The sequence below is a fragment of the Halolamina salifodinae genome, assembly GCF_017874235.1.
GTDB classification, from domain to species: Archaea; Halobacteriota; Halobacteria; order Halobacteriales; family Haloferacaceae; genus Halolamina; species Halolamina salifodinae.
The window spans coordinates 390,816-413,023 of the sequence record NZ_JAGGLC010000001.1 but is presented as its reverse complement, the minus strand read 5'-3'; the positions used below and the strand labels follow the sequence as shown (position 1 = coordinate 413,023).

The following is a 22,208-nucleotide window of genomic DNA, read 5'->3' as shown; positions in this document are numbered from 1 at the left end:
GCCATTTTCACCGAGTCACCGCCACGCCAAGGCGCGCGGCCACGTTGTCGGCCCAGTCCGGCACCGTGTCACCGACCGGCTCGCCGAGGCCGTCGTCGACGCGGATCATCACGGTCTCGCCGTCTGGGTTCGTCAGTCGCATCAGCGAGTCGCAGGACTCGCCGTCGGCGATCTCGACCGTGACGCGCTCGGTACCACTGCCAAGCCGCTGGACATCCCAGTTCTTCGATGCCATACCCGACGCTGAGGGGAGTGGGGACCAAATAGCCCGAAGGGGGGGTGTATCGCGATACACCCCCCTCCCGCCATTTATCACCCCCCGTCGCATCACCAATAGAGCATGTTCAGCAGGAGAGAGGTCTTCACCGAGCACTTCCTGCCGAGAGACCTCCCGGGGCGGGGGACGCAACTCAACGAGCTTTCAGACGTGCTCGAGCCGGCGGCTGAAGGGGAACCGGCCGAGTCGTGCTGGATGATCGGATCGAGTGGCGCGGGCAAAACGTCGACCGCGCGCTACCTCCTCGAGGAATTGAGCGTCGACTACGGGATCGGCTTCGCGCTCGTTGAGTGCGTCGGCGCCTCTCGCTGGGAGCTGCTCCGCGACATCGCCGCCGAGCATCCCTCGGTCCCTCAGCACAACGGCATGGGGACCACGCAACTTCTCACCGAACTCGACGATGTCGAATCGGAGCCGTTCGTGGTTGTTTTGGATGAATTCGACGGTCTCGAGGTGCCGGAGGTCCTCGTCGATCTCACCAACATCGAGGGCATCTCCCTGATCTGCATCGGCCACGACAAGGCCGAGGCGATCGCGAGCATCCCGAACGCCGTCAAGGGACTCCGACACGCGCCGGAGATCTGGTTCGAGCCCTACTCAGTCCCGTCGATGATGGAGATTCTCCGTGCTCGAGTCGATACCGGACTCCAGCCCGGCGTGATCGACGACGACCAACTGGAACGTATCGCCGACGAGGTCGCGGGATCGGCACGCTATGGAGTCCAGTCACTCCGGAGCGCGGTGGAGCTCGGCGAGGAGCGCGGCCATACCTCCGTCACCGACGAAGACGTGGGCGACTCGTTCGATCACGCGAAGGCGCGCATCCGCGAGCAGCTACTCGCGAGCCTCTCGCGCCAGCACCACATCGTCTACCGGGTAATCAGGGAGGCCGGAGAGGAAGGTCTCCGGCCAGCGGAGATCATGGAGCGGTACCGAGAGCGCTCGGACAACCCTCGAGGACGGCAGGCGGTGGTCAAGTACCGACGGAAGCTCCAGCGATACGACCTCGTGGCCTGTGACGGGGACGGCTCTTCGCGATGGGACCACTGGTGGGCCGTCGACGACCAACTGAAGGCGCCGCTTCGGGGACGACGGGTGGCGTAATTCTTCCCCAGTAGGGCGTGCTATTCGGTTCGGCAGTGATGAACAGAGCCAGCCACCCTTTATATGTAGACTGCGAACCGGAGGAGGCATCCAATTTCTCAGAATCCGCTAATATGGCTATACGAGTCTTCACAAGTGAGTTTGTACTACTCCAAACGCGCCGGGATCCAAATCGTTATTGGGTATTCGGCGGATGTGTCTTCTTGCTGTCTGAAAGATGGCAGCGAAACGATGGCGGTCGACAAAGACAGCGCGATGACGGCCGCGGCATTTGGCCTGATCCAAGCAGGCCACCCACTCGGCTGGGCTTTGCTCGCGGTCCTCATCGCCCACGGCCTTACCGATTAGCCTGCGTCGTCAGGCTAATTCGGAATTTTTTACGTTATTTTGCTGGTTGCCACCTACCAATAGGTGACATCCCTATCTGTGGTTCCACTGGTGATAAATCTTCATCACACCGTCAACCGCCTATTGAAGGTCTATAGAGGATGTCTTCTGTACCGGTGTGACTCCCGGGCCATCATGCAATCGGAGGGATCTGTCGCACAGCAGATTTACGAACCTGTAGAGACGGTCACCGTATCGCTCGCTACTTCTTCCCCGTCGAAGAGGAGCACGATCTCCATCTGATAGCTACCCGGTTCGACGGCGATTGAGTCACTGGGCGTCATGTACTGCGTTTCACTGCCGCCGGGTGCAACCACCGTATCTGAGTAAAGTGTCTTTGAGCGGGAAGAACCGTCCAAGGTGATACGGACTTCATCGTAGACTAGCGCGATATCACCGGTGCTCTGGATGTCGAACGACAGGGTACTGAGTTCGGTGAGTTCAGAGTCGTACTGATCGAAGAACGTCGCATCTGTACCGCTAACCGAAACGTCCGGCTCCCCGAGCGTCGTCGTATCGGTCATCGAGTCGCTTCCGTCCCCGCTGTCGATCGCCACAGTCACCGGGAAGTCGCCGCCGGAAACTGCGTTGAAGATGGGTCCGTTCGAGTAGGTAGTGCCGGAATAGGTGAACGTAGCGCTGCTACCACCCTCGATCCTCTGGCTACTGACCCCGAACTCAGATCCGCCCGTTTTGAAAGAAACTGAGAAGTCCGTCGCCACGTCTCCCGTGTTCTCGACGGTGTAGGACACCGAAATCAGGCCACCGTTTCGCCATTCGGTGTTGACCGAGACGAGTTTGACGCTCGCAGGGGCAACGTCGTGAGTGATTTTGGTAGTCTCGAAGCCGACAGAGGAGTTGACGACGACCGGGAGCGACACGTTTCCTCCAGTCGACTCGTAGATCGGCCCCAGCGACCCAAGCTCAAGCGTTTTCGATTCCCCCGGAGCGATAGCTATCTGATCAGACGTAGCGAGAGGATCGGTTCCGGACGATTCGATAGTCGCCTCTATCTCGGTTGGGAGGTCGCCACTGTTCTCGACAGTAACGGTCGCCGTTTCCAGATTTCCGCCGTTCCACTCTGCAGACGTATCTGTGATCGAGAGGTTCGCTCCTTCGAATCGTTTGCTGAAGGTCCCATCGACGGTCCCGCCCGAAGTGCCAACGATCACGGTGCCCTCGAACGTCCCTCGTTCGGTGGCCTCGATCGACTCGAAGCTCGGCGAGAGACTGAGCCTCTTCTCTTCGCCCGGTGCTATCCACTCGTACGCGTACTCCTCGTTGATGGTGGTGTCGTCGGTGGAGAGCGCGACCTCAGACACCTTCATCGGTAGGTCCCCCGAGTTCCGTACGGTGACCTCTGCCTCCTGCAGGCTGTTCCGCTCCCAGACGGCGGACGTGGTCTCTACCGAGGCGTCGGAACCGTTGAACGAGACAGACGTTTCAGCGGCCGTCTCCCCTCCCGTTTGGAGTATGATCTTGTAGGTCCCTTCGACCGGTTCCCCCATCCTGAGAGTGCCGGTGCTTTGGTTTGGCTCAAGAGTTCCTTCGTTGATCACGTCTCCTGACGGCGATTCCAGAAGAACTGAGGTATAGTCATCGACGCTGTAGTTGAACGTGATCACGGGTGTGCCGTCTATGACGTCTGCCTCTGGACTGGAGGCGCTCGGTCCTCCACCAGCGATACTCCCACATCCTGCCAGCAAGAGAAGAGCGACGACGGCTCCGGCAGCGAGTGCGTGTCGGTTGATGGCCATGTGCAACCACTAACTGTTGGTAAGTTATCCCCTTCGGTCCGCTCACCACCTGCCGACTTTTCGTATAAGTCGGAAACGAACCCCGGGGGAAGCGGGCTGATCACGCCCCAAACCCGGTCGGAACTGACCCATTATGTGCGGACTTGTTATACAAGACTCCATGCGACTGGAGGCGACCAACAAGCCAGATCAGTACAAGTGCTGGATGACCGACAACGAGCTCGAGGAACTCCGCCGAGCGGCCTCGAATCATCGGGACGATCTGATCATCCAGCTTGGGGGCTACGTCGGACTCCGATCGTTCGAAATTCCACAGATCCGGCCGACCCACGTCAAGCGAACCGACGACGGCGAGCACTTCCGGCTGCGCGTCCCGGAGGGGAAAGACACCAGCGGGAACGGCGGGAAGCCTCGCGACGCCTATCTCCCGCGGGACGTGGAGGGGGCGACCCACCGCTACCAGTCGGCGGAGGACATCGACCGCTACGAGCAGTTCGTCGACCTCACCGAGCGAGGTGTGCGAGCGGCGGTCAAACGCACGGCCAAGCGCGCGGCCGAGGCCACCGGCGATGACGACTTCCGCTACGTCTCGAGCCACGATCTCCGGCGCCGGTTCGCCCAACGCCTCCTCGTCGACTGGCAGATGAACCCCCGAGTGGTCATGCAAGTCGGCGGCTGGGACTCGTTCCAAGCGATCGAGCCCTACCTGAACGCCCCGACACCGAGCGTTGTGAACGAGGCGTTCGAGAAGGCAGGGGTGGCGTAAAGCGAGGTCAAATTACTCATGTCTCTCGGGAAGACAGATAGGGTATGGCAGGAATGAGCGGCGGAGGGACGGGACCCAACCAGATGGAAGAGATATTCGACAACCACCGCGGAGAGATGGATGAAATCCTCGAGGAACATCGCGAGGAGATGGCCTCTCTTCAGCGCCGGATGACGTATCTCACGGTCGCGGTTTCCGTCTTCACCGCGGCAGTGACAACATGGGTCCTCGTAACGGTCTGAGAAAAATCCGAGGTCAGTCGTCGCGCTTCGACGGGCGCCGGATTTCGGCCGTGTCGTCGCCCTCTTCTGCGTAGAACGGAATCTGGTCTCCCTGCTCGATCTCCCACTCCTCGGCGAGTGGGCTGGGGATCGTGACTGTCACGCTCCCCTTGCTTTCCTGTGCAGTCCGGCAGTCGGCGAACCGATCGTTGATGCCCATACGTCTGGACTCTCGTGATCAATCTTAAAACGGCAGATCCGAACAGAATCTCACGGATCCCGTTTGCTATCCCCTGATTTTCTCCGATTTAGGGACCGCCGTAGCCATTCGTTGGTATCGGCCGGGGACGCCCGGTCGAGAACCATGGGTATCAGACGAAGTCCGGGCCGAGAGGCCCACCAGCGGCTACTTTTCGGCGCTGACGAGCGTCGGCTAAGCGATGACCTACGACGAGGACGGGGACCGACGACTCCCCGACGAGGAGGCGAACAGGATCCACCCGCAGCGGTGGCAACGGAGGCGCCGATGAATGCAGCACGCGCCGCGCTGGCGGTGCTTGCGGTGCTCTTTGCGGTGGTCTGTGTCTACGTCGCGGCTCACGAGATCATGCTGGGAGGTCCGGTGTTCTCGTCGCTCGAGGCGACGATCGCCGGGACCGCGCTCGGCCTCGCGACGATCTCGCTGGCAGCTGCGGGCAAGCTGCTCGGTCGCGCCTCGAGATCACGGTCGCCGACGAGTACTGCGGATCGGCAACCAGTGGCGGACGGAGGCGAACAGTGAGCGAACAGGATCGAGGCGTCTCGATCACGCTGGACGGCGTGGCAGATCTTCTGTACGAGATCGGCATGGCGCTGCTCCTGCTGGGGATTCTGGCGTGTTTTGCTGGGACCGTCGCCGAGCCGATCGAGGCGGCGGTCTACGGCGAGAGCCTGATCATGGTCAGCGACCTCGCGGCCGGCGCCGGCGGCATGATCGTCGGCTACGGTGCGACGCTGATCGCGATCTCGCGGCTCGGTGAGGTCCGAGCCTGGATCGCGAGGATCGACCCGGATCTCCCGATCCTGGGAAAACGGACTCGTCGCCCGGAAAGCGACTCTAACAACTGACGATGAAGAAGATCACCAAGACAGTCGCATCGCTTGCGTTCGTGCTTCTGCTCGCGACTTCTGCCGGTCTCGCAGCGACCGGGGGAGCCGTCAACTGGGGCGCGGACTCGGCACCACAGATCAACTACGAGCGGACAGAGACGAAGGCGGTCCACAATATGTCGTGGGGGACCTCGAGCGAGGATCTCCGGAAGTACGAGGACGACTCGGGGGACATCGTGACGATGAACGCTCGGGTCAACGAGGACGTGGCGAACCCGGTATCGTTCGTCGCGACCGACATCGAGTTCGACGACTTCGGTGCGTTCCCACACGCGAAGGAAGACGTCAGCGCTCTCACGGCCACTGAGTGGTCCGTGAGTGGCCAGAACTCGTCCGCAGCGACGGTCTCGAACGTCGAGACGGCGCCGAGTCTCAACGCCGTGCGCTTCGACACAGACGGGACGCTGAGTTCCGGAGCTTCGGCGACGGCGACGTTCTCGAACTTCTCGCTCACCTCGAATGAGAACAAGCGGTACCTCTCGCTCGCGATGGACGTGAACCAGATCGAGTCGGGAGCGGCGCTCGAGGTCAGCGTCGTCGACGAGGACGGCGACATTAAGACGGCCGTCGTCGATCCCTCGCGCAGCAGCGGCGAGGACCTGATCGCGAACAGCACTGGGGAGGGATACCTGTTCCAGACACAGCTGGGCGCGATGAACACCACCGACTCGGACAGTGACGGCTACGACAACATCCAGAGCGTGCAGGTCAGCGTCGTCGACGGCGACGCCGACGTCTCCGTCTCCATGCTGAATCTGGACAAGATGTCGCCGTACAGCTTCGGCACGACCGCCGTCGACGGCGACGACGACGACAGCGAGCCGGGCGACGCGACGGAGTCGATCACCGAGATCAAGGAGCCGGGCGCAATCAGCCTGACCGGCCTCGACACGCTCGATTCCTCGTTCGATACCGCGACGATCCACGGCGTCGACGTACAGGTTGTGGAGACGGGCGCGGATCAGAGCGCCGACGACGTCTACCTGAACGTCACCGAGACGGACAAGTGGCCGTCCTACGCGGGCAAGGTGAAAATCGCCGTGCGCTACGGCGAACCCGACGCCTACGACCTGACGCCGAGCAACCAGCGCGTGAACATCACGCAGACGGTCACGAACGACCGACTGCTGTCGGTTGAGCACGTCGAGGGCGTCGACAAGAGCGCAGAACTCGACAGCGAGTTCGTCGGCGCCGCGGAGGGATCGGACCTGACCGGGCAGTTCTCCGGTGAGGGCGACACGATTCAGGCCGACTCGTCGGTCTCTCCGGGCGAGAGCAACCTCGCGGTCTTCGAGTTCAAAGTCGACGCTGACCAGCTCTCGAACCACCAATCCGGCGGCAGCGGCGGGACGGGCGGGAAGTCCTCCGGCGGGATCGGCTCGATTCCGGTGATCGGGGGACTGATCGTCGCGGTCCTCGGCGTCCTCCGGAAGTTCGGCGGAGGGAACTGAGATGTCCAGCAGCGAGCCGTCGGACATGGGCTCTGGGGGATCAGGCGGCTACACCGCCCGGTCTACAGAACGGGCTCGCAGCTTGCTGTCGACCTCGAGCGACCTGATCCAGGACATGGGATGGACGGGCCTCGGCCAGTCGATCATCGGCACGATCGCGCTGGTGTTCGCACTCGGGTTCGGGGACCTGTTTAACGCCATTCTGAACGTCCCGATAGCAGTCTTCAATGCGCTCGCGGGGCTGATCCCGCAGTTGAACGAGGCGACGTTCGGCGGGCTAGCGGGCTTCATCGGCGCCGCGTTCGACGCCGGGATCGCGAGCTTCGGGACAGGGTGGTTCGGTCTCCTCGGCGTCCTGCAGACGCCCGTCGGGGTCGGTATCGCGCTGATCACTGCGTGGGAGGTCGCGTGGTATCTGGACTACGTCGACCGCGACGTGATCGGCTTCGCGATGGATGTCCCGGACATGATCCTGAACAACGACGACTCGGGAGTCGCTGACGAGGACGAATAACGATGAACGCCGCCACACCCCTACTTAAAGGAGGTCGGGGCCGATGAGCAGTGGCGGCAGCGACGACGGTATCAACACGAGCCGATTCCTCTCCGACGGCGGCACGAGCGTCGACCTTCGCTCGCTCGCCATGGTGCTGGCCGGGATCGCGATGTCAACGGTCGGCATCGGGATCTCGACGGTGATCCAGAGCATTCTGGCGGCGCCGAGGATGCTGTTCAACGCTCTGGCCTCGTTCTACGTCGATGTCGTTCTCGGTGTCGTCGGGACGCTGATCGAGATCGGCGCGACGGGATGGAGCGGGCTGATCGGAGTGGTGAGCGGCGTCACGAACCCGCTGGTCATCGTCGTGGCAATCGCACTGGTGCTCGGGTATCTCGTGATCCTCCGGGAGGCTGACGATGCCTAAGGGCTCGAGGACCGATCAGGGCGGCGAAGGCGGCGGGTTGATCAACGTGGTCACGTCGTGGGGCGACCTCTCGGTTCCGGACTCGCTGAGCAACCTCTCCGATGTCTCTGGCCAACTCGTCAGCTTCGTCATGGACCAGAGCTACCGTCGGCAGTTGATCGTCGGCACGATGCTGAGTTGGTTCCTTGAGGAGCTGTTCGGGTTCGTGACGGCAGTCGTCGCGCTCGCGCTGCAGGCTGTCGGACAGGCGGCGTCGGTGCCGACGATGCTGGTGGGCTACGTGATCTCGCTGGGGGATGCGATCGGCGGTGGGCTGTTCGGCCTTGGTTCCGGCCTCGCGTCACCGGTGATCGGCTTGATCGACGCGATGGGCTGGACCGCGCCACTGATGGCAGCCCTGGTGTTCCTCATCGTTATCGAGTCCGCGGAGGAGGTCGTGCCGGCGTTGATCCCGGCGTTGACGGACCTTCTCGGCGCTGTCCCGGTGATCGGGAGCCTGCTCGACGCGGCCCTGACGTTCGTCTGGGGGCTGCTCGGAGGTGACTCCTCGTGATCAACGGATTCAAAGAGAAGATGAAGGACGTGCTGAAGCGTCCGTCAGCGGCGATTATGGGCGGGTTCGCACTCTTCGGTAACGGGTTCGGCCTGCTCGATCCGATGTTCTCGACGTTCGCGATGATCGTCGAGTTGGTCGGGGTGACGTCGGGCCTGTGGTTCCCGTTGATCTCGCTGACGAACTCCTTTGCCTCGATGCTGTCGTGGATCCCCGTCAGCTTGGCCCAGAACGCGTTTCTGGTGGCTGGCGCGATCTACGCGGCCTACATCGTGGACGGCCTCATCGACAAAGTCAAAAAGAAGATTTCAGAACGATGACTGAGAGAATCGGCAGAGACGACGGTGAACAGGCACCCAGACCGGAGGTAGAGCGCCGATGATGGATCTGGAGATGGAGGAAATGGGCCAGCGATCGAAGATCGTGCTCGTGTTCGTGATCCTCGGCGCGGTGCTGCTGGGGATTCAGTCGGGCGTACTGCAGGCAGTAGCGGCGATCGTGGCGGCGGACCCGATCATCCTCGGGTTCGTCGTCCTCGGGCTGCTGCTCTGGTGGGCGCTCGACGAGGCCGAGGACGATGACGACGCGAGCGAGGTCATATCGAAGACGGCAGATCGCGCTGAGCGCCGATCTAAGGGACTCCTCGATGGGACGGGCGCGTTGCGTCGGGATCGTCGCGATCGCCGGGACGGTCGGGACACAGCTTCTCGACGCGGTCGTGAGCGTAGCCGGTGGTGGACTGGCGGCGCCGCTGGCAGCGGCCAACCTCGGGACGATCGTGGCGATCGGTGGCTCGCTCCTCGGCTTGATCTCGGGAACCCAAGTGCTAGTGATCGCCATGGCGCTGCTGGTGGCGGCTCTCGTCGCGAGGAGGATGGACTAATGCGGCGACTCCTCGTGGTCGTGCTGGCCGTGCTGGCCGTGCTGACGGCGCTGTCGCCGGCAATCGCTGTTGCGGGGCAGGCCGACGGCTCGGGTTCGTGGAGCTACGAGGAGCTCTCAGAGCGCGGCCAGCAGATCGAGGGGCAGGACCCCAGCAGTCGCTACCTCGGCGACGACGGGATGGTCTACGTCGCCTACGAGGAGACTAACTTCATCAAGGAGATGAGCGACGTCAACTCGCCGGAGTGGGCGATCGACAAGGTCGTGACCCCCGGACAGACCATCGACACGAACGAGGTGACGTTCCACTTCTCGAGGACCCAAAACGCACCGACTGAGGACATCGTGATCCACGTCGTGCAGTGGGAGGAGGGAACCCGAACGATCGGCGAGGGGAACGAGACCCGAACCGAGCCGGCCGCTCTCAACCAGACGCACAGGTCCAAGGAAGCGACGCTGAACGGTGGCGGTGACACAGTGACCGTCTCGCTGCCGAATACCGACGAAAAGAAGATGGTCAGCATCTGGATCGAGGGCTACTCGGAAGCGCGCTGGGTTGCACCGCACGACCCGGTCGCGACGACGAACTCGCTCCCGTTCGGCGACAACTGGGCGAGCTTCCTCGCGTGGGCGTCGACGCGGTTCTTCGCGGTCGTGTTTATCGGCGTCCCGCTCGCGATCTTTGGCGGGTTCCGCGCCGTCGATGCGGTCGGTGCTCCGCCCGGGAAGGGCCTCGCGTGGTGGATCATGGTGCCGGGGTTCCTCGCCTACATGGCCGGGTATCTGTACCTCGGCCGGATCGCGGATTTGATCGTGACGGCCCCGTACTCACTCAGCTTGGTCGCGGTCGGCATGGCGTTCATCGCGACCACTGAGTACGCCGAGACGACGAAGTCGGTCGCTCTGGAGCAAGTGACGACCGAGGGCTCGACGAACGCACTCGGCGAGGATGTCCCCGACGTCGTGCACGAGACGGCAACGAAGTTCGACGTGGTGCCCGACGGATCAAAGCTGAAGCTGGTCAAGAAGGGGAGTCTGAAGAAGTGGCTGCTAGTTGCCCTCACAGATGCTGAGTGGCCGGTTCTGGACCTCTCCGACATGGAAAGCCGGGTCGAACTCCACAACGACTCGAGTGAGGGATCGAAGGTCGCCGACGCGAAGATCTACGTCGCCGAAGAGGAGGGCGACCTCCTCGAGGTCCAGTGGCCGTCGCTGGACGTCGGGCTGAGTAACCTGAAAGAGACCCGCGACGAACTGCCGGACGGGTCAGAGAATATCGACCCCGAGGACGTGGAGGTCCCGGACACGGTCGGCGACGGCTGGTCGAAAGACCGGCTGTCTGCCGCGTTCGCGGCGTGGGCGTTCGTGAGCCTGATCGCGAGCCTCGTGGTCGGAGTAGGCACCCAGGCGGCCGCGGTCGGGACGATCGGCGCGGCCTACTCGTCGTCTCAAGTCCGCAGCGGCTGGGCGCATATCCGGTTCGCTCCCGGGATGGCCTCGAAGGCGAAGGCGATCCGGGTCTCGGAGAAGCACGAGAACACGGTCGCCGAGACGTTCGAGGAACTCGAGAGCGACGACAGCGAGCACGAGGAGGAGCTCGCGCAGACGATCATGTCGCTCATGGACTCTCGAGAGAAGGACCAGAAGCGGATTCTCGACCGGCTACTCGGTCTCGGATCCGTTCGAGACGACCAGCGGGAGGATCCTGGTAACGCTCGAGGAGACACGAGAGCGGCAGCAGACGGCGGTAAGGAGAGTGATCGACGATGATCGACTTCTCGGGAGCCGCCTATTCCCTCCTGACTCGGCCGCTGGTGGCGATCTTCGAGGTCGTCATCGCGGCGGTTCAGAAGCTTGGCGAGCCGGGGGTCGCTGCTGTCGTCGTGGCTGCACTGCTCGTGGTGGCCACCCTGCTGGCCACACTGTACCTCGCGCTTGAGGCGGGTGATCGACAGTGATCGACAACCGCGATCGGCGGGAGTTGGTTCGACCGGCCGTCGACGAACTCACCCTCGCCCAAGAGGAGATGTTCGAGGAACTCGAGGACGGGTTCGACACGCGGGCGGACCTGCTGCTCTGGATGCACAAGGCGTCCGCTCGAACGCTCGGACGCGTCGACGACGACTGGGCGGTCCGCGTGCTGCGGTCGCGGCAGCAGACGGCCGCACTGGTGGGGGAGGCCGGCGGGGCCTCGGGGGAGATCGAGGACCTCGAGGCGCTCGAACGCCGGCTGCAGCGCGACGACGAACTGCTCGAGGCGTGCTCCGTGTCGATGCGGATCATGGCCCAGAGCAGCACCCAGTACGCCGACGAGTCTGGCGGCTCCGAGGAGTTCGGCGAGCAGCGCTGGCTGGCGATGCGTCCAGCACTCGACGAACTCGTGCAGCGGCAGCGGACGGCACTCGAGAAGGTGCTGGGCCGGCACCCGGAGCAACCTCGCGGCCTCCGAGATCACGACGACCTCTCGACGTGGGTCCGCTCGGTACTCCAGGCGTCGCGCGGGATCGACGGCGGGCTCTCACACGATGCGATCTGGAGCCGCTGGTGGCGGATGCTGACGATCGACGGGGATGCTCGCGTTGAGGACGCGAGCCTTCACCTCGAGCTTGCCGACAGCGTGCTGAGCGTGTTCAACGCGGCGCTCCGCGAAGAAGCGTCCATGGCTGAGGAATCGGTTGACGAAGTGAAATCCGGACAGAGGACCTTCGAGACATGAGTTTTGCCACATCTGCTGAAGACGAAAAAGACGGCGAGAAGATTGTTCGCGAGATGCTCGCCAACGACTTCGAACCCCACCTGACCAGCCGGCAGGCGAAGTACCACGAGAAGAACGGCCGGCAGGCGTTCGAGACGATCAATCGCCACGACGACGGCGCGAATATGTTCCGGGAGTTCGGCATGACTCCGTTCTGGAAAGCACTGCGCCGGGAACAGCGGGCGCTGGAACGGGGCGAGCAGAGTCCGGTTCTCCAGTACCCAGAGACGTACCTCAACGCGCTCGTGCACGTCAACGACGCGGAGAAGGCGGCTCTCGAGGCCAACGACATGCGGATGTTCGAGGACACGTCTCAGACCCGCCGGAAGACGATGGAGTTCCTTGCTGAGCACCCCGAGTATCACTCGGTCCTCGAAGACGGCGGGAAGGACGTACACGGCCACGCGAAGCCGGGCCGTGGGAAGTCCTCGTTCCTGAACGTCGTCGGCACCGTCCGGAACGCTGAGATCAACAACGACACGATCATCTGGGCGCTGACGCTCGACGAGCTGGAGGTCCTGCCGCTCGCGCCGTGGATGACGATTCTGGCGCCGGCTGGCGTCGACATCAACGCGGTGGCGAAGCCGACGGCCTACCAGCTGCCGGATGTCGAGATCGACCTCGAGGACATCTTCCGAGATGTCGTGCGCTACACGGACCCGATCGACATCTTCGAGAAGGTCGTTCCGGGCGGGATCTACGGCGTGCTTCCGGATCCGCACTTTCGACTGTGCGAGGAACTCGTCAACGCGACGTACATCAGCGGGCCAGAGGCCGATGAGCCCAACGAGATCACGCCGCTGCGGGACTACGCTCACGCACTCCTGGAGGTCCGGGCGAAGCGGGACGTCTTCCTGCACCGCACGACGCTGATCGTTGACGAATTCGGGGACCTCGTGCCAGAGAACCCGGAGGACAACGAACACGACGAGAAGGACAAGGTGAACGAGTGGCCGAAGCGGTACGGTAAGCTCCGGAAGAAGGACGGGAGCATGTTCGCGATGAGCCACTCGCTCAGCGAGCCGACGCACAAGGTCCTCGAGAAGGAGCGGTGGTTCGCCACGATGCCGCGAACTCCCGTCCCTTCGTCCTCGAGGGCAGGCCTCGGCGACGTGGCACTGCCCTCGGGCAAGCCGAAGTTCCTCGATGTCGGGAGTTGCTTCATCTGGGACTCGGTGAACTACGTCGAAGTGAGTTGGCCGAACCCCTACCGCCGCTACGACTTTCAGGGGCAGGTAGACATCAGCTACAGCGGCGTGGAGGTCCGGCAGTGAGCGACCCGGAAACGCCGTCGTCGGAGCCGCTACCGACGCCTCCCGAGATCAAAGTTCGAACCCCGGATTTCTCGGGTAGAGTGAACATTTCGAATCCGGCGAGATCTCGACCCGTTACACGCGCGCACGTAACGCGCAGACCCAGCACGGGGAGAGGGGGTCGACAGCGCGAGCAGCTTCGAGGTGAGCGATAGATATGTCCGAACTCAGAGAGAAACTTGTCCTCGCGTTCGTGGTCGCTCTGGTGGGCCTCTCGCCGGTCGTCGGCGTCGTCGGAACGGCGGCGGCCGCACCGTCGAGCCCGCCCGCCGGCATGACCGCGCTCGCGGACGCGAACGTGCAGGACATTCGGCCAGATGGAGTATCGACGAACGTCACCGAGTCCGACCTGCAGGGCGCGATCTACGTCTCGCGCCACGCGTCGACGACAGAGGTCTCGATCGTGACGGACAACCAAGCGGAGAAAGTCGGAAACGGCTCCTCGCCGTCTGACGTGGCGAAACAGGCGGTCTGTTCGTCGCCGGCGGCGGGGAAGAACCCGAACTTCAACTGCGATCACGGCTCGAGTCTGGCGCTCGTCGTGAGCGACGACCAGAACCACGAGGGCCGCGAGATCGCCGTCAGAACGTCCGTTCTCAAGGAAGCGCTGGGCTACGTCCCGAACTACCTCACGGTCAAGAACAACGAGACGGGCCAGCAGTGGCAGTACGCCGCGACCGTCGAGGACGGCTGGTTGACGGCGACGGCCGAGCACTTCTCGAGCAACTCGGTGACTTGGGAGAGCTCGGTCTCGATCACGAGCACCGGCGCCGCGAACGGAACGCAGTTCCAGTACCACATCTCCGAACTCGACGCTGCAAGCGACCCGACGGTCAACCTGACCGGCGTCGCGACTACGCAGAACGATACCGTCACCGGCTCGGCGACGTCGGGAACGATCGCCGCCGACATCTCGGGGACCGAAACGCCGCCGAGCACGACGCTGACGCTGTTCGGCAACGGTTTCGGATCCCGCTGGGATAACCAGAGCCACGCCGGCGTCGGCGACGGGCACTCCGGCTCGATCACCGTCGACGGCTCGCTGTCGGACACGTCGGAGGCGTCGGCGCCGACCGTCACCGTGACGGGCAACACGACGACGCAGAGCAAGTCCTCGTCGTGGTCGGGCGTCTCGAACGGCGCCTCGAAAACCGTGAGCGTGGGCGGCAACGCGCCGCCGAGCGGGCAGTCCGTGACGTTCACTGGCGAGGAATCGACGTTTGCCGAGTCCCGCAGCGGGACGGGGGTTTCTGGCGGATCAAGCACCAGTATATCCGTTGGTGGAGACGAGTCGCCCCGAAACGCGCAGATCACCTTCATCGGGGGCGCCAGCCCGTCGCCGCACAGTATTGTCTCGGACCAGGGGGACGGCGCCACCGAATCGTCCCAGAACATGGTCGGTGACTCGGGGAATAACGACCTGATGAAGTCGGCGGTTCAGTTCACCCCCAGCGCAGGGGAGAAAATCAAAAACCTAACCGTCGATATCGCGTCCGTCTCCGGCTCAGACACGGGAACGGGCATATCTGTCTATCTCGTGCCCGGCACTATTGACAGCACCTACCGCGAGGGAACGAAAATCGCAACATGGGATCCGACTTGGTCGACCGGAGAGCAGACGATCTCGGTGAGCGGGGCCGATGTCACCGGAGGCCAAACCTACCATCTGGAGTTCGTTACTGAGAGCACCGACTCAGACGGTAGCACCGATATGCTGACGCTCAAAACCGACGATTCAGGCAACGATAAGTCCGGATACTCCGCTGGAGGCTCGACTTACAACATCTACGGCTGGGGCGACGTGCGCATGGCGTTCTCCGCCACCCAAAACCCGAGCGTCGACGTGGACGGCGACGGCACGGCCGACGCGAGCTACTCTGGGACGCTCTCGAACGGGGAGACCATGACTAAATCAGTCTCGTCCCTATCGACTGGCTCGGTAACGCTCGATTTCGGCGGCTCTGGAGCGCCCTACGATTGGTCTCTAAGCTATGACCGTGTGGAGCACACCGAGGACCCGAGCGTCGACGCCGACGGCGACGGCACGGCCGACGCGACCTATAGCGGGACGCTCGCGCCGGGGCAGACGGCGACGGTGAGCATCTCCGCACTCTCGACCGGGAGCAACACGCTGTCGGTCTCGACGGCCAGCAGCACGACCACGGGCCTCTCGGCCTCGTGGACCGAGCGGACTCAAACTGACAACCCGAGCGTGACGCTCGATAGCGTCACTGAATCGCACACGGGCAAGCTCGCGGACGGCGAGACGGTGACGCTCTCGTGGGCGCCGTCGGATCTCACGGCCGGCGCCTCGAACTCCTACTCGATCTCGCTAGCGAGCGTCTCAACCGGATCGCCCGCCATGACCGCGGACTACAGCCTGTCGATCAACGAGGTCGATGCGGCGAAAAACCCGAGTGTCGACATCGACAACGACGGCATTCCCGAGGCGAGCGTCACCGGGCTCATGACCGGGACCGATAGCCAGAACTTCTCGATCTCGCCGAGCCTGAGCGACGATAGCTGGGCGGTCTCGTCGACGGGCAGCCCGGTGACGATAGAGGCCGTGATCACCGAGACGACGGTGACTGGATCGGCCGGCGTGGAGCTGAACAACGTCTCGAACTCGACCTCCGGCCTCGCCGAGGGCGACACGCAGACGCTCACGCTCCCGCAGAGTGCGATCGTCGAGGGGACGAACGTGCTCAACATCTCGGCCGGCGACGGGTCGCTCTCGGGCGACGCGCCGGCGCCGAAGGTGGCGCTGAACTACTCCCACGACGCGCTCGATCGGCAGAGCGTCCAGTACGAGAGCGGGCGTTGGGTGGAGAGCTACAACGTCTCGAAATCCTTCGCGAGCAGCCGTGAGAACGTCTGGATGAACACGACGTTCGAGCACAACGTCGTCTCGATCCGCTCGGTCGAGATGCGCGTCGACGGCGGCTCGTGGTCGACTGTCGCCGACAGCAACTACCAGCTTGAGCAGAACGATGTCGCCGTCGACGTCGACGAAGCCTACGGGGGCGACATCCCCGAGAACACGACCGTCGACGTCCGGTTCGTCGGCGGCCGCGTCGACCCGGTCGGCATGGAGGTCACCATCCTCGAGGCGTCGGCGCCGAACGAGGACCTCAACTCGAAGATCCGCGTCGACTCCCAGACCGACGACTCCTACATCGACGTCGGACCGACGGCTCAGGGCGACCGGATTCACTACACGCACGAGGAGTCGTGGGACGCGAACAGCTTCGTCCTCGTGGACTCTGGCGGCTCTCAAGAGCTCCACGTTCCGGGAGCGCGAGCAGACGACACGTTCCGCGTGTCGACGGTCGCGACCCGGGCGAACCTGAGCACCGGCGACGCGAAGATCCGGGTCATCGAGACCGGATCGACGCCGCAGTTCAAGATCGGCCCGGGACCGAGCGGCCCGGGCGACCAGATCTCGCTGACGCACTATCAGACCAGCAGCGGGACCACGTACCTCCTCAAGGAGATCCTGCCCGAGTCGACGTCGCTGATCGACTCGGCGGTCGCGAACTCCCCGGTCACGCTGACCGTTGAGGACAAGGACTGGAAGGTCGGGATCTTCGTCGGAGACGGCTCGGGGACGAAGGGAGATCCGGAACAGCAGGACACTGAGCAGACCGGGCAGGGCGGCGTGACGCTCGGTTCCTCGCTGTTCATCGTGCTCTCGGTCGTGCTGCTGGCCGGCGTCTGGTTCGTCTCCCAGAAGTTCGGCCGAGGCCGGATCTCGACGGAGCGATTCGCGCTGGGCGCCGTCGTGGTCATCGGGATCTTCGGCCTCGAGATCATCTCGGCGGCGAGCCTCGTGGCAGGGATCGCGAACGGGATCGCGACGTTCCTCGGCGGCGCCGCGAGCTCGTGGCCGCTGCTGATCCTCGCCGGCGCCGCGATCATCTACTACTGGCTGCGACAGCGCGGAAAACCGAACAACGTGGTCAAGTTCGAGATCCCCGGCCGGGGTGAGAACTGAGATGCTGACCGAGTTGGTCGTGACGGCGGTTGAGATGACGATCGGGCACATCGGGGGGCTCTCGACGGCCGTGGGCTTGCTGGTCGGCTACCACTACCTCGGGAAGACGGCAGCGCTCGGCGGGGTTCTGTCGAGTCTGCGGGGCACAGTGCTGATCCTCGGCGGGCTGGTGCTCGCCGGCGCCGTCGAGATCAACCCGTCGGCGCTGCTGGCGATCGGACAGACGCTGCTCGAACTCGGCATGGGGTTCCTGCCATGACTGACCCGCTCGTGATCTTGGTCAGCGCCGTCGTGTTCGCAGGATCCGGTACGCCGAGTTTCGGGTGATGGAGTTCCTTCGAGAACTCCCGCTCGTCAGCGACCTACTCGACCTCGGGTTCATCGCGGCAGCCGCCTTCGTAGTGTTCCTCGCGCTCGCCCTGTTCGTGTGAGGCGCCCGAGTCAGGGCGCCGACCTGCGTTGCGGGTGGAGTCCGCGACCGGAGGGAGCGGTGTTTTGGTTGAGTGAGTCCTTACTCACACGCGTAACGGAGAAGTCGGGGTGGGGCGGTGAAAGCGGCGCGCTGCCGACGCGATCGAGACGGCGTTGACGGCGAAGAACACTCGAAAAACAGAGAGGTAGCGGCTGGCGCGCGGTATCACTTATAAAGATCAGAGAGGAGAGGTAGTGTTGCCACTCACACGGAGCCGAATCAGCCGAAGGCCTTGCTCGGGCTGATGTCGTACGGCAGGTACTCGCGGAAGATCCACCAGTCGCCCGGGAGGAACTTATCACCCTTCTGCGTTCTCACGACCGGCGAGAACTCCTTCGCGAACTCGTGGACCGGGCGACCGTGCGCCTCGGCCCACTTCAGGGCACCCTGTCGGATCAGCCGCTTCGCGTCCTGGCGGGTCTCGGGCTCGTAGCCGATCTCCATCTCCGAGCGGCCCTGGCTCCGATCGAGGGAGCCGACGTAGTGATCCAGCCAGCGGTCCCACGCCGTCTCGCCGTCGCCGAAGGTGCCGGCGTCGACGTAGCGGTCGACGGCGGCCTCGGTCGTCATGTTCACCGAGTCCTTCCAGCCCTCAATGCGCTGGACGATCTCCTGGGCGAGGTACTTCGAGCCGAGTTCGACGCCGGTTGCACGGTCGTGCGTGACCAGGGCGCCGAGTCGATCGATCGCCGTCGAGACGGTCCCGAGGGCGCGGTCGATCCGACCGGCCAACTCCGTCATCGTGAACTCGCCGCCGTCGGTCAGCAGCGTATCGAGCATCCGAACGTCGGTCTCGTTGAGGTTTCCGACGACGGCCTCGAGGCCGCGATTCTGCTGTGCGCGGATGCGCGGGAGTTGGTCGTAGACGAGCTTCCGGAACCGGCGACGTCCACGAACCTCGAAGTAGTCGTCGTCGACGAAGATCTGGTGGTCGGCGCGGACCGGAAGGCCGGACCACTCCAGCACGTTCAGCAGCGCCTCGTCGAGTTCACGATCGAGCCGCTCCAGATCGTCCCAGTAGACGGTATCGCGCTGGAGCGAGTGCTGTAGCGAGGAGCCGATCTTCGGGTTCTCGAGCGCCGTTCCTGAGACGGCGTCGGGGTTCTTCACGTGGTAGTGCTTCAGTTCCTTCGCGTACTGGTGGCCGCCGAGGAGCTCGGCGGCGCGCTCTGGGCCGATCGTGGCGGTGTGGTAGTGGCCGGGCTTCTCGCGATCGTCGCGCACGCTCTTCGCGTAGCCGCGGCGCTCCTGACCCAGCAGCATCGAGACGCGGTGTAAGCTCCCGTCGAACGCGAACACCTTCCCGGTCTCACCGTCCTTCACTCGGACGTAGAGTTCGGCGTCGACGATGTTCGACGACTCGTGGATCTTCTCCGGAGCGAACGCGTCCGGGTCGATCAGCGTGGGCGAGTTGAACCTGAAGCCCTGGCGCTCGCGAAGGCGACTCAGCGCATCTTGGAGGAGATGCGGGTACCGACCGAACTCGAAGTAGGAGCCCTTGACCTCCACGTCGTAGCCGAGGATGTCGTGGGGGTTCGACATCGGCGCCGCATCTTCGACGGTCTCGATCTCGGGCCAGCGCGGTGAGATGCGGAAGTAGGCGCGCTTCCGGTCCTCCGCCTTCGCGTCCTCGTACTGCTCGTAGCCGGTCGGGTAGACGTAGACCTGGTACTCGCGAACCTCCTCGAGGCGGAAGTCGGGGTGATCACGCGGGGCGATCCCGGAGCCCTTGAAGCGGAACTCGATGGCCCACTCCTTGCCGTCGACGTCCTCGAACGTCTCTCGGAACGCGCCGAGGCGCTCGAAGTCGTGTTCCTTCTGGAGCGAGTTCAGCCCGAAGTAGCTCGCGAGGCCCGTGTCGAACTTGAGATAGGCCGCGAACTCGTGGGGCTGCGGATCGATGAACGCGCGGAGGTCGAAGAAGTCCCGGCCGGCGTCCGAGTTGTTCCGGTTCGCTGCGGCCTGCTGTTGCTTCCGAACGTTCCGGAACTCGTCGCACTGGTAGTAGTGATCGTCGACATCGTCGCGCCGCTCCAGGTCCTCCTGACAGTACCGGCAGGTCGCACGCGGTTCCTGCGGGCAGGATCCCTCGTGTTGCTCAGCGGCTTCTCGCGTCTCGAAGTAGACCCGGCAGTGGCGGCAGCCGGCGACGTAGTTCGACTCCCAGTTCTGGTGACGCTGCTCGCGCTGTTCCTCGAGTTCAGACTTCGTGACGCGGTCTCCGGCGTCGACGCCGTCGCTATCGGCTGAGTACCGCTCTCCTTTCGCTTCGTGGTCCCAGACCTGACTGTCGATGCTGTCCTCGCCGTCGGTCGTCACGGGCTCGGCGTCCTCGAAGAGGTCGAACTCGTCCGAGGTCACGCCGACTCACCTCCGCTGAACGAATCGAGTGTCGGCGTCTCCCACCAGACGTGCGAGGTCGGTGCGTGACTACAGTTGAAGCAGTAGATCGAGTTCCGCGGGACGATGCTCCGCGGGTGGAGGAACACGTGCGACCCGCAGTTGGGGCACTCGACGCCGGCGCGGATGACCCATGTGTCGTTGATCTTCGCGACGTGCTCGTCGTCGACGAGGTTCGCGGGGATGGCGTCGATATCGTCGACGTGGTTACTGAGGTAGCCGCTGGCCTGTACCGGGACCGGCGGCTCCGTCTCCGGATCGTCGGCGAACTCTTCGGTGAGAGTCACTTCGACCACCCCGCGAGGTCCGCCTGAGTTCCGTCTGCGGCGCTGTCGTGATCGGCCTCATCGGCACGGCGATCGAGTTCCTTCTCTCGGGTCCACTGTCGTCGACCCTCGAACGCCTCGCACAGGCGGTCCACGAACCGAGTCGGATCCGCGGCCTCGGCGTCGAGTGCCCCGAGGTCGGTGGAACGCAAGCTGGTGACGCCTAGGCCGACCACCACCTCGGTGATCGACCAAGTCACGATTTCCGGACCCATCTGGATGACGGGCGGTGAGTGACAAGCGGGGCAGGTCCAGTAGCGGTAGCCGTGGGTCGGCTCGAAGAGTTCGAGTTCGAGACCGCAACGGGGACAGACACCGCTCTGCCGGTCGGGAAGATCGACCATCCCCGTCACGCCGACTCACCTCCGTCGAAGTCGTCGAGAGTGACCTGTGGATCCTGCTCGACCTCCGGCGGCCCGTAGATCTCGCTGAAGTGCGCTGGCTCCTCGTCGACAACTCGGGCAGCGAGGAGTCGCCGGTGGCAGAACGCTTCGTTGGCCTCGAGGCAGACGAGCCACACGTCGCGATCGTCGTCGAGTCGATCCCGGAGGGTTCCGAGGACCTCCTGGGGACCGGCACGATCGAGATAGTTCAGATACCGCTCACGGAAAGAGACGCCGTCCCACGCGACACGGCGGGCCTCATCGTCGGTGTCCGGGATAGACTCGTCCTTCGCCGCGGCCTCTCGGATCGCGTTGTAGGCGTCGAGAAGCTCCTCCGGCGGAGCGAGTGCCGGGACGTTCCGGTCGACGGACCGACCGACGAAGTCGTACTCGTAGCGAACGACGCCAAGCACGAGGTCCTCGTCGGCGACATCGGCACTGGCGAGTCCGCCGACGTAGGTCGTGCGGATTTCGCCGTCGTGATCGGCGCTCAAGCTGCCTCACCTCCGAGACCGTCGATAGGCAGCGCGTCCGCGCTCAACTGGTAGTAGTCCGATCGGCCGTCAACCTCGTACCACGTCGGGCGGAGCTCCTCCTCGACGATCACCGCGGGGACGGCGAGCAGGCCGAGTAGCTCTTCGTCGCCGTCGTCATCCTCGCCGTAGATGACGAACAGGTAGACGCCGCCGGTCTCGACCAGCTTCTCGTGCTGGCGTCGGGTGATGTAGAAGCGGCCACATCGAGACCTGGAACCGTTCGAGATAGTCGCGCGGGCGGCCTTGATCTCGACGGGCTGGCCGGGCTCGATCACGCACATCCCGACCATCGGGATCTGTTTGCTCGCGAACAGCGCGACCTCTGGGATAGCGTCGTGCCAGTAGTCCTCGGCAGCCCGTCCCCACGACTCGGGGACGTCCGCTGTCTGGAGCTCGTCGACGTCCTCGAAGACGAGATCTTCGACGATCTCGCCGACCACCTTCGAGGCAGCTTTACTCAAGCTGATCACCTCGAAGATCGTCGGTAACGGCTGCACTGAGGCGATCAAGACAATCGCTACAGTAGGGGCGCGTCTCGGGGACGCCGGCGGCGCCGCAG

Annotated in this window: 26 protein-coding genes; 18 read left to right on the top strand and 8 right to left on the bottom strand. The window is 63.9% G+C overall.

The annotated features are described in order from the left end of the window. Positions 1–7: 7 nt before the first annotated feature. On the bottom strand, positions 8–235 hold the full coding sequence (locus tag J2753_RS02130; RefSeq protein WP_209490012.1) for a hypothetical protein: 228 nt from the start codon (positions 233–235) through the stop codon (positions 8–10). Between the two features lie 105 nt (positions 236–340). Here J2753_RS02130 and J2753_RS02125 point away from each other — a divergent pair, with 105 nt between their 5' ends. Further along, on the top strand, positions 341–1,381 hold the full coding sequence (locus tag J2753_RS02125; protein ID WP_209490010.1) for a Cdc6/Cdc18 family protein: 1,041 nt from the start codon (positions 341–343) through the stop codon (positions 1,379–1,381). 135 nt (positions 1,382–1,516) lie between these two features. Then, a complete protein-coding gene (locus tag J2753_RS02120; protein ID WP_209490008.1) occupies positions 1,517–1,729 on the top strand; it encodes a hypothetical protein in 213 nt (70 codons plus the stop codon). Between the two features lie 206 nt (positions 1,730–1,935). Here J2753_RS02120 and J2753_RS02115 read toward each other — a convergent pair whose 3' ends face one another. Further along, positions 1,936–3,525, bottom strand: coding sequence for a hypothetical protein (locus J2753_RS02115; protein ID WP_209490006.1), 1,590 nt, complete (start codon positions 3,523–3,525; stop codon positions 1,936–1,938). Between the two features lie 160 nt (positions 3,526–3,685). On the opposite strand from J2753_RS02115, the gene J2753_RS02110 reads away from it, so the two are divergent. Together J2753_RS02110 and J2753_RS02105 are read left to right on the top strand one after the other, a co-directional pair. Continuing rightward, complete coding sequence (locus tag J2753_RS02110; RefSeq protein ID WP_209490004.1) at positions 3,686–4,291, top strand: site-specific integrase; 606 nt, start codon at positions 3,686–3,688, stop codon at positions 4,289–4,291. 44 nt (positions 4,292–4,335) lie between these two features. Continuing rightward, the gene (locus tag J2753_RS02105; protein WP_209490002.1) at positions 4,336–4,533 is read left to right on the top strand and encodes a hypothetical protein; all 198 of its coding nucleotides are present in this window, start codon (positions 4,336–4,338) and stop codon (positions 4,531–4,533) included. A gap of 13 nt (positions 4,534–4,546) precedes the next feature. Here the strand turns inward: J2753_RS02105 and J2753_RS02100 are convergent, their stop codons facing one another. Further along, on the bottom strand, positions 4,547–4,732 hold the full coding sequence (locus J2753_RS02100) for a hypothetical protein (protein ID WP_209490000.1): 186 nt from the start codon (positions 4,730–4,732) through the stop codon (positions 4,547–4,549). Between the two features lie 306 nt (positions 4,733–5,038). Here J2753_RS02100 and J2753_RS02095 point away from each other — a divergent pair, with 306 nt between their 5' ends. The 14 genes from J2753_RS02095 to J2753_RS02030 all read left to right on the top strand — a co-directional run bounded on the left by J2753_RS02095 (position 5,039) and on the right by J2753_RS02030 (position 17,791). Then, on the top strand, positions 5,039–5,293 hold the full coding sequence (locus tag J2753_RS02095) for a hypothetical protein (protein ID WP_209489998.1): 255 nt from the start codon (positions 5,039–5,041) through the stop codon (positions 5,291–5,293). Continuing rightward, complete coding sequence (locus J2753_RS02090; RefSeq protein WP_209489996.1) at positions 5,290–5,619, top strand: hypothetical protein; 330 nt, start codon at positions 5,290–5,292, stop codon at positions 5,617–5,619. The genes J2753_RS02095 and J2753_RS02090 overlap by 4 nt, the downstream gene beginning before the upstream one ends. Before the next feature lie 2 nt (positions 5,620–5,621). Beyond that, positions 5,622–7,112, top strand: a complete 1,491-nt coding sequence (locus J2753_RS02085) for a hypothetical protein (RefSeq protein WP_209489995.1) — start codon at positions 5,622–5,624, stop codon at positions 7,110–7,112. A 1-nt stretch (position 7,113) separates the two neighbouring features. Next, positions 7,114–7,626 (top strand): hypothetical protein, encoded by a 513-nt coding sequence (locus J2753_RS02080; RefSeq protein ID WP_209489993.1) that lies wholly within the window; start codon positions 7,114–7,116, stop codon positions 7,624–7,626. Positions 7,627–7,669: 43 nt separating this feature from the next. Beyond that, on the top strand, positions 7,670–8,035 hold the full coding sequence (locus J2753_RS02075) for a hypothetical protein (protein WP_209489991.1): 366 nt from the start codon (positions 7,670–7,672) through the stop codon (positions 8,033–8,035). Beyond that, positions 8,028–8,588 carry a hypothetical protein gene (locus J2753_RS02070; protein WP_209489989.1) on the top strand — a complete coding sequence of 187 codons (561 nt, stop codon included), beginning with the start codon at positions 8,028–8,030 and terminating at the stop codon, positions 8,586–8,588. Before J2753_RS02075 ends, J2753_RS02070 begins: the two co-directional genes overlap by 8 nt. Continuing rightward, positions 8,585–8,908, top strand: coding sequence for a hypothetical protein (locus tag J2753_RS02065; protein WP_209489987.1), 324 nt, complete (start codon positions 8,585–8,587; stop codon positions 8,906–8,908). The genes J2753_RS02070 and J2753_RS02065 overlap by 4 nt, the downstream gene beginning before the upstream one ends. A gap of 257 nt (positions 8,909–9,165) precedes the next feature. Continuing rightward, a complete protein-coding gene (locus J2753_RS02060; RefSeq protein ID WP_209489985.1) occupies positions 9,166–9,471 on the top strand; it encodes a hypothetical protein in 306 nt (101 codons plus the stop codon). Next, positions 9,471–11,240, top strand: coding sequence for a hypothetical protein (locus J2753_RS02055; protein WP_209489983.1), 1,770 nt, complete (start codon positions 9,471–9,473; stop codon positions 11,238–11,240). The genes J2753_RS02060 and J2753_RS02055 overlap by 1 nt, the downstream gene beginning before the upstream one ends. Next, the gene (locus J2753_RS02050; RefSeq protein ID WP_209489981.1) at positions 11,237–11,428 is read left to right on the top strand and encodes a hypothetical protein; all 192 of its coding nucleotides are present in this window, start codon (positions 11,237–11,239) and stop codon (positions 11,426–11,428) included. Before J2753_RS02055 ends, J2753_RS02050 begins: the two co-directional genes overlap by 4 nt. Beyond that, positions 11,425–12,186 carry a hypothetical protein gene (locus J2753_RS02045; RefSeq protein ID WP_209489979.1) on the top strand — a complete coding sequence of 254 codons (762 nt, stop codon included), beginning with the start codon at positions 11,425–11,427 and terminating at the stop codon, positions 12,184–12,186. Before J2753_RS02050 ends, J2753_RS02045 begins: the two co-directional genes overlap by 4 nt. After that, positions 12,183–13,499 (top strand): hypothetical protein, encoded by a 1,317-nt coding sequence (locus J2753_RS02040; protein WP_209489977.1) that lies wholly within the window; start codon positions 12,183–12,185, stop codon positions 13,497–13,499. Before J2753_RS02045 ends, J2753_RS02040 begins: the two co-directional genes overlap by 4 nt. 196 nt (positions 13,500–13,695) lie before the next feature. After that, complete coding sequence (locus J2753_RS02035; RefSeq protein ID WP_209489975.1) at positions 13,696–17,532, top strand: hypothetical protein; 3,837 nt, start codon at positions 13,696–13,698, stop codon at positions 17,530–17,532. A gap of 1 nt (position 17,533) precedes the next feature. Beyond that, the gene (locus J2753_RS02030) at positions 17,534–17,791 is read left to right on the top strand and encodes a hypothetical protein (protein WP_209489974.1); all 258 of its coding nucleotides are present in this window, start codon (positions 17,534–17,536) and stop codon (positions 17,789–17,791) included. A gap of 432 nt (positions 17,792–18,223) precedes the next feature. Here J2753_RS02030 and J2753_RS02025 read toward each other — a convergent pair whose 3' ends face one another. Genes J2753_RS02025 through J2753_RS02005 form a run of 5 tightly spaced genes read right to left on the bottom strand, consistent with a single transcriptional unit; the run spans position 18,224 to position 22,110 of the window. Next, on the bottom strand, positions 18,224–20,365 hold the full coding sequence (locus J2753_RS02025) for a DUF7845 domain-containing protein (protein WP_209489972.1): 2,142 nt from the start codon (positions 20,363–20,365) through the stop codon (positions 18,224–18,226). Continuing rightward, a complete protein-coding gene (locus J2753_RS02020) occupies positions 20,362–20,691 on the bottom strand; it encodes a hypothetical protein (protein ID WP_209489969.1) in 330 nt (109 codons plus the stop codon). The genes J2753_RS02025 and J2753_RS02020 overlap by 4 nt, the downstream gene beginning before the upstream one ends. Continuing rightward, the gene (locus J2753_RS02015; RefSeq protein WP_209489967.1) at positions 20,688–21,083 is read right to left on the bottom strand and encodes a hypothetical protein; all 396 of its coding nucleotides are present in this window, start codon (positions 21,081–21,083) and stop codon (positions 20,688–20,690) included. Before J2753_RS02015 ends, J2753_RS02020 begins: the two co-directional genes overlap by 4 nt. Next, complete coding sequence (locus J2753_RS02010; RefSeq protein ID WP_209489964.1) at positions 21,080–21,607, bottom strand: DUF488 family protein, N3 subclade; 528 nt, start codon at positions 21,605–21,607, stop codon at positions 21,080–21,082. Before J2753_RS02010 ends, J2753_RS02015 begins: the two co-directional genes overlap by 4 nt. Next, positions 21,604–22,110 carry a hypothetical protein gene (locus J2753_RS02005; protein WP_209489962.1) on the bottom strand — a complete coding sequence of 169 codons (507 nt, stop codon included), beginning with the start codon at positions 22,108–22,110 and terminating at the stop codon, positions 21,604–21,606. Before J2753_RS02005 ends, J2753_RS02010 begins: the two co-directional genes overlap by 4 nt. Positions 22,111–22,208 lie beyond the last annotated feature (98 nt).

Coding starts and splice junctions, on each gene's coding strand:
- J2753_RS02130 (WP_209490012.1), bottom strand. CDS start 235: ATGGCATCGAAGAACTGGGATGTCCAGCGGCTTGGCAGTGGTACCGAG.
- J2753_RS02125 (WP_209490010.1), top strand. CDS start 341: ATGTTCAGCAGGAGAGAGGTCTTCACCGAGCACTTCCTGCCGAGAGAC.
- J2753_RS02115 (WP_209490006.1), bottom strand. CDS start 3,525: ATGGCCATCAACCGACACGCACTCGCTGCCGGAGCCGTCGTCGCTCTT.
- J2753_RS02110 (WP_209490004.1), top strand. CDS start 3,686: ATGCGACTGGAGGCGACCAACAAGCCAGATCAGTACAAGTGCTGGATG.
- J2753_RS02105 (WP_209490002.1), top strand. CDS start 4,336: ATGGCAGGAATGAGCGGCGGAGGGACGGGACCCAACCAGATGGAAGAG.
- J2753_RS02100 (WP_209490000.1), bottom strand. CDS start 4,732: ATGGGCATCAACGATCGGTTCGCCGACTGCCGGACTGCACAGGAAAGC.
- J2753_RS02095 (WP_209489998.1), top strand. CDS start 5,039: ATGAATGCAGCACGCGCCGCGCTGGCGGTGCTTGCGGTGCTCTTTGCG.
- J2753_RS02085 (WP_209489995.1), top strand. CDS start 5,622: ATGAAGAAGATCACCAAGACAGTCGCATCGCTTGCGTTCGTGCTTCTG.
- J2753_RS02080 (WP_209489993.1), top strand. CDS start 7,114: ATGTCCAGCAGCGAGCCGTCGGACATGGGCTCTGGGGGATCAGGCGGC.
- J2753_RS02075 (WP_209489991.1), top strand. CDS start 7,670: ATGAGCAGTGGCGGCAGCGACGACGGTATCAACACGAGCCGATTCCTC.
- J2753_RS02070 (WP_209489989.1), top strand. CDS start 8,028: ATGCCTAAGGGCTCGAGGACCGATCAGGGCGGCGAAGGCGGCGGGTTG.
- J2753_RS02060 (WP_209489985.1), top strand. CDS start 9,166: ATGACGACGCGAGCGAGGTCATATCGAAGACGGCAGATCGCGCTGAGC.
- J2753_RS02055 (WP_209489983.1), top strand. CDS start 9,471: ATGCGGCGACTCCTCGTGGTCGTGCTGGCCGTGCTGGCCGTGCTGACG.
- J2753_RS02050 (WP_209489981.1), top strand. CDS start 11,237: ATGATCGACTTCTCGGGAGCCGCCTATTCCCTCCTGACTCGGCCGCTG.
- J2753_RS02040 (WP_209489977.1), top strand. CDS start 12,183: ATGAGTTTTGCCACATCTGCTGAAGACGAAAAAGACGGCGAGAAGATT.
- J2753_RS02035 (WP_209489975.1), top strand. CDS start 13,696: ATGTCCGAACTCAGAGAGAAACTTGTCCTCGCGTTCGTGGTCGCTCTG.
- J2753_RS02030 (WP_209489974.1), top strand. CDS start 17,534: ATGCTGACCGAGTTGGTCGTGACGGCGGTTGAGATGACGATCGGGCAC.